4 protein-coding genes and 1 pseudogene are annotated in these 4,740 nt (G+C 31.0%); 4 read left to right on the top strand and 1 reads right to left on the bottom strand.

The features are described from left to right. Positions 1–605 precede the first annotated feature (605 nt). The 3 genes from Q1A47_RS19965 to Q1A47_RS19955 are packed head-to-tail and all read left to right on the top strand — an operon-like array spanning position 606 to position 2,256. On the top strand, positions 606–1,058 hold the full coding sequence (locus Q1A47_RS19965; RefSeq protein WP_166531037.1) for a MarR family winged helix-turn-helix transcriptional regulator: 453 nt from the start codon (positions 606–608) through the stop codon (positions 1,056–1,058). Positions 1,059–1,083: 25 nt separating this feature from the next. Continuing rightward, positions 1,084–1,602, top strand: coding sequence for a GNAT family N-acetyltransferase (locus Q1A47_RS19960; protein ID WP_026683008.1), 519 nt, complete (start codon positions 1,084–1,086; stop codon positions 1,600–1,602). Between the two features lie 21 nt (positions 1,603–1,623). Continuing rightward, positions 1,624–2,256 carry an FMN-binding negative transcriptional regulator gene (locus Q1A47_RS19955; protein ID WP_166531038.1) on the top strand — a complete coding sequence of 211 codons (633 nt, stop codon included), beginning with the start codon at positions 1,624–1,626 and terminating at the stop codon, positions 2,254–2,256. Positions 2,257–2,341: 85 nt separating this feature from the next. Here Q1A47_RS19955 and tnpA read toward each other — a convergent pair. Next, positions 2,342–2,693, bottom strand: a pseudogene (gene tnpA / locus Q1A47_RS19950) (IS200/IS605 family transposase); the annotation flags it as partial. Between the two features lie 567 nt (positions 2,694–3,260). On the opposite strand from tnpA, the gene Q1A47_RS19945 reads away from it, so the two are divergent. Continuing rightward, positions 3,261–3,797 (top strand): GNAT family N-acetyltransferase, encoded by a 537-nt coding sequence (locus Q1A47_RS19945; RefSeq protein ID WP_166531039.1) that lies wholly within the window; start codon positions 3,261–3,263, stop codon positions 3,795–3,797. The last annotated feature ends 943 nt before the right edge of the window (positions 3,798–4,740 follow it).

The raw sequence follows: 4,740 nt of genomic DNA, 5'->3' as shown, positions 1-4,740 counted from the left end.
TTTTACTGGTATATTTGGGTAAATAAGTGTTTCTTCTAATCTAGCGGAAACTGTCTACTTTAGTTTAGCAGTCACAAGTACCCTTCTTCATCAATTGTAATTTTATCTTTTTACTCTCAAACTTTTTATTCTGTGTCCAAATGAAATATCCCACACTAATCCCTCCTTAAATTACAATAATTTCATTTTTTATAAAATAAATTTAAGATTGCAAATGGCAACTAATAGTTTACAAAGTGTTTGTAGTAGTAATCCCTAAGATAAGATTTTATTTATTATAGAATAATTGCTTATTACAAATTGAACAATCTCTATTGAGATTTTCGCACATTACAATAATATTGCCCCCTTTTAACTTCTATCAATAGTTGTTATAAGGTGGGTTTTTTATATAAGGATTATAGTGATGATAAATTTACAGATGCAAAATTGGCAGGAATTATAATCAAAAAATTAACGTAAAAGTTTTAGGATTCAGTATGTGCAGAAGATAAATTTTAGAGAAAAAATTTTTATTTATGTTGCAAATGCAACATAAATAAGTTAAGTTTAGTGTATGGAAATTTCATTGTATTTCAACAAAAATATATGTGAAGGAGTTCATTATGAAGGAAATTCTACGTGAAATTGGAATGATAGCAAGGGCATTAGATTCTATAAGTAATATAGAGTTTAAAGAATATGACCTTACAAAAGGACAGTATTTGTACATTGTACGAATATGTGAAAATCCAGGAATCATTCAAGAAAAATTGGCCGAGATGATAAAAGTAGATCGTACAACTGCAGCACGTGCTATAAAAAAACTTGAAATTAATGGCTTTATTGAAAAGAAAGAAGATAAACATAACAAAAAAATCAAGAAAATCTATCCGACAAATAAGGGTGATAATGTTTATCCTTTTATAAAAAGAGAAAATAATTATTCCAATTCTGTTGCATTAGAAGGCTTTTCAGAAAGCGAAGAAGAAATCATTTTTAGTCTTCTTCAAAGAGTAAGTAAAAATATAGAAAAAGACTGGGAATTTGTAAAAAAGGGAAACAAGAGAAATTATTGATTAAATAAAGGAGCGATATACTAAAATGAATGTGAGAATAGCAAAGTGCAATCATGAAGATTTACAAACACTTCAAGAAGTAAGTATTAAAACATTCATCGAAACATTTAAACATCAAAATTCACCAGAAAATATGAATGCCTATCTGGAAAGAGCATTTAACTTAAAACAATTAGAAAAAGAATTATCCAATATTTCTTCGCAATTCTTTTTTGTTTATTTTGCTAGTGAAATTGCTGGATATTTAAAAATCAATACCGCTGATGCTCAGACGGAAGAATTTGATAATGAATCACTTGAAATCGAGAGGATTTATATAAAAAATAAATTTCAAAAACATGGACTTGGTAAATATCTACTAAATAAGGCTACAGAAAATGCGATTGAACAACATATTAAGAAAATCTGGTTAGGAGTATGGGAAAAAAATGAAAATGCCATTGCTTTTTATAAGAAAATGGGGTTTGTCCAAACTGGAGCCCACTCTTTTTACATGGGTGATGAAGAACAAACGGACTTTATAATGGAAAAAACACTCATATAACTTTTAGAAAGGTGGGTTTACGTGTATATTCCTAAGCATTTTAAAGTCACAGACCTTGATGAAATCAAAGAATTTATTGAGAAGAACTCTTTTGGCACAATTGTAACAACAAAACAAGGGAAACCTATTGCTACTCATTTACTTTTAGAGTTACATAAACAAGGAGATAATTACTTTATCACTGGACACCTGGCTTATGCTAACCCTCAGTGGAAAACGTTAGAAGGTGAGAATGAAAACGTCCTTGTTATGTATCAAGGTTCACATGCCTATATTTCATCATCTTGGTATAAATCTGAAAATGTGCCAACATGGAATTATCAATCTATCCATGTATATGGAACAGCTAGTATTATGAATGAACAAGAATTGCAAGAAGATCTTATACTTCTATTACAAAAATATGAACAAGCTCGTGAGAAACCAGCTTTATGGGAGAATCTTTCTTTACAAACTAAAAAACAAATCAAAGGTATTGTTGGATTTAAAATTAAAATTCAAGAAGTTCAAACTGCATATAAATTAAGCCAAAATAGAAATAAAGAGGACTATTTTAATATCATTGATAAATTATATAAGGAAAAAGATTTAAATTCTAAGGCATTAGCAGAAGTGATGAAAAATAAAGGGGGATCCCACTTAATCAGAAATTGAAAAGGTGTACGGAAGCTATCGTTACTTTTTAAAGTTAAGGGGCTTCATTTGCCGGGATTATTAACTTATTTTAGGCGTCCAACTAATTGAGCCCCACTGTACTGACATAGTAACCTTTAGCCCAAAATGTGCGGTTTCCATGATTGTATTTTAAGTTGGCATGTCTATCATGGATCATTAAAGAGCTTTTACCTTTTAAGTAACCCATAAAGTAAGACACTGACATTTTTGGTGGTATTTTAACCAGCATATGGATGTGGTCAGTCATGGCATGAGCCTCAATAATTTCTAATCTTTCATCTCACATAAACGTCTTAAGATCACCCCGATGTCTCTTCTTAACTCGCCATAAATTTCTTTCCTTCTGTACTTGGGTATAAAGACTATGTGATACTTACAATTCTTCGGGTGTGTGATAAACTATTGTCAACCGACATGAGTAGATCTCTTTTCTATATATAGAGTCGGTTTGACAGCCAACTCTATTATATCGAAAAGAGATTTTTCTGTTACAACTCTACAAGTTGAATTCTCACACAGGAAGAGCCTGTGGTTTAAAAAACATTAATTAAAAGCCAACATAACCCCACTAATCTTCATTCGTATATTACGATTAGTTTATGATGCATATGACCACTAATAATAATATGAATACTATTTCCGCGTTAGTTATGCTGAAAATGTGAAAATGGTATATTGTGATAATCATGCTGTTGTAAAATAAAAGAAATTGAAACATTATTCAGTTTAGCTTTTATATTTCTAATTACGTTTGTGATTATGATTACATTTAGGACTAATCAGGAAAGGATGGATAATCCATAACATAATAAATCTAGTCTTTCTATAAGTGTTTACAATACTGGACAAGTAAAAAAATACAAAGTTTTTAGTTAAGGTATTTTTTGTATTATTAAAGCATTGCCTTAATTCTGACATTATGATAGGTTATGCTTTAAGAGAATATGGTATTGGATACAAATTTATGGGAGGGAGAGAAATAAGTGAAAAAATTAAATACACCAACTATTGAAACAGATCGTTTAAAATTAAGAAAGTTCTCCGATGATGATTTATACGATATGTTTGAAATCTATCACGATGAAGAAGTCAATAAATTTCTTCCGTGGTTCCCATTTCAGTCCATTGAAGAAACAAAGGAATATCTTTATAACACTATCTATAAGGAATATGATCAAAGGATAGCATATCACTATGCAATCGAAGAAAAAGCAAATCATAAAGTTATTGGTTATATCGGTATTTCTAAAATCGATGAAGAAAAAGGTAGCGCTGAATTAGGCTATGGTCTTTTAAAAACTTACTGGGGCAAAGGAATTGCGACAGAAGCCAGTAAGGCTCTACTAAAACGCTTGAAACAAGATGGTTTCAAGTCCATTTTTGCTACCAATGATGTAAATAATATTGGAAGTGGTAGGGTTCTAGAAAAATCGGGTATGACCTACCAATATTCCTATGATGAACGTTGGCAACCCAAGAATAATACAGTCACTTTTAAACTTCATCGGATTGATTTTTAGTAAATCAAAGTTACAAATAAGGTTCTTTTCTCTTAAGAGGGTAGGTTTAGACGAGAAAGGTGGATGGAGGCTTTAAAAGGCAGAATGAGTACATATAAACTATTAAATTTAATCGGTCTAGTATCAATAGTGTCAGTACTATTATATTTTATGGCTTATGCTCACGAATATAGTAAAAACAAAGTTATTACAATTACAGGACTTATTTTTTACTTTGTTGCAGCTTTATTATATTTTCTGTTTGGATATCTTTACCACAAAAGCAAAACAGGACAAACAATTGTATTATGTGGGTTGGCTATAATCACTATATTTCTACTTTTTATTCTCAAGTGAAAAAGAAGCTTTCCATATATCTAATACTATAACTAGAATTTGAGTAAAAAAGTAAAGACTGTGCTAAGTAAATAAGATAACCTTTGCTTGTTTACCGAGCTTATATCTAATGGAATAATTTCTCTGAATTTAATGTATATAGTCAAGATGAAACTGGGACTACCGATTCACCAAATCCAGAAGAACCAAAATTATTGTTGCTACAATTACCAAGGTTATGATTGGCTTTTTCTTAAACAATACACCCCTCAACTTACTTATCGATTGGTATTTAAAAATAGTAAATGACACCCATAAGAATGCCTAGGTCATTCCATTTTGGGACTGTTTTTCCTATCTCTGTTTTAGAGGTCGCTCACCCTCCTATGTATCACGGGATTTTAATCCATACATTCCTTCGTCCTGCGTATCCACAAGGTGGAGGTCGGAAAAGCTCCTATGCTGGAAGTACAAGTATTAGCGCTGAGGAAGATTTCAGCGGAGGCTGTTTGTTCATTCCAATTTTTTCAACTACTTTGAAATAGCTTAAGCTGCCTGCAATTCTTTCATTTGAGTTAAACCTTGTAATAGCTTGCTACCTTCAAATTCACATTGTTTTCTGCCAATC

The sequence above is a fragment of the uncultured Virgibacillus sp. genome (genome assembly GCF_947495635.1).
Classification (GTDB): Bacteria; Bacillota; Bacilli; order Bacillales; family Amphibacillaceae; genus Virgibacillus; species Virgibacillus salarius.
The sequence above is the reverse complement of the archived record's forward strand: the minus strand, read 5'-3'. Positions and strand labels throughout refer to the sequence as shown.